The following is a 466-nucleotide window of genomic DNA, read 5'->3' on the forward strand; positions in this document are numbered from 1 at the left end:
ACGCCCCAGGATCCCCCCAGCACGCCGCCTGAAGGGCGAACGCCGTCAGGTCGGCCACCTTGATCTCGGGCGCCGGGGGCGGTGTACCGGTGCTGGGCGGAGGCCGAGGACGCGCGTCTGCCGCGTTTCCCGGCGCCCGAGATCAAGGTGGCCGACCTGACGGCGTTCGCCCTTCAGGCGGCGTGCTGGGGGGATCCTGGGGCGTCCGGGCTGGCGTTGCTGGATCCTCCGCCGGCTGGAGCGATGGCGGCGGCTCGGGGTGTTCTGACCGCGGTGGGCGCGGTCGACCCGGATGGGCGGGCCACGGCTCGCGGTGCGCAGTTGGCTCGGCTGGGGTTGCATCCCCGGTTGGGGCGGGCGCTGCTGGACACGGGGGCGGCGGGTGCGGAGGTCGTCGCGCTGCTCAGCGAGGAGGCTCCGCGGGAGTACGGCGACGATCTTGCGTCTGCTCTGCGGCGCGCCCGGC

Annotated in this window: 1 pseudogene; it reads left to right on the forward strand. The window is 75.3% G+C overall.

Annotation, left to right across the window (positions count from 1 at the left end):
* Window positions 1–69: 69 nt before the first annotated feature.
* Window positions 70–466, forward strand: a pseudogene (locus JHN45_RS52510) (ATP-dependent helicase HrpB); the annotation flags it as partial.

The sequence above is a fragment of the Streptomyces sp. MBT53 genome, assembly GCF_016654115.1.
Taxonomy (GTDB): Bacteria; Actinomycetota; Actinomycetes; order Streptomycetales; family Streptomycetaceae; genus Streptomyces.